1 protein-coding gene is annotated in these 455 nt (G+C 35.2%); it reads right to left on the reverse strand.

The window, feature by feature from the left end; all coding sequences use genetic code 11:
• Positions 1–455: hypothetical protein (locus RAD15_RS43790; protein ID WP_458184859.1), on the reverse strand; the 455-nt coding region annotated here is incomplete at both ends.

Below are 455 nucleotides of genomic sequence, written 5' to 3' on the forward strand. Positions count from 1 at the left end.
TGCCAACTGGACCAGTTAAAGCCGTGAAGACAGTTCCTAATATAGGTACTTTAGTCGATAAAAAACTAATTAATCCATCAGCCTTTGCAATACCAGCTAATAGTGGGGCTAATACAGTTACTGCATTGCCAATTGTACTTATAAATGCGCCTAATCCAAAAACTACAGGACCAATTGCAGCAGCAATACCACCGAAAATAACAATTGATCTTTTAGAACCATCACTTAAATTGGAAAACCAATCAACCGCTATAGATAGCTTTTTGATTAATTCTTCCATTACTGGTGCAAACGCACTTTCAATAGAAGTCCATACATCAGCACCTACTAATTTTAATTTATTCATTGCTACTTTAAATCTTTCGGAGCCACTTTCAGAATCTTTAAACGTTTGATTTACTGTGCCTTGGGAATCTTCGATAGTTTTTAAAAATTCTTGATAACTAAAACGACCA

The sequence above is a fragment of the Bradyrhizobium sp. 14AA genome (assembly GCF_054185205.1).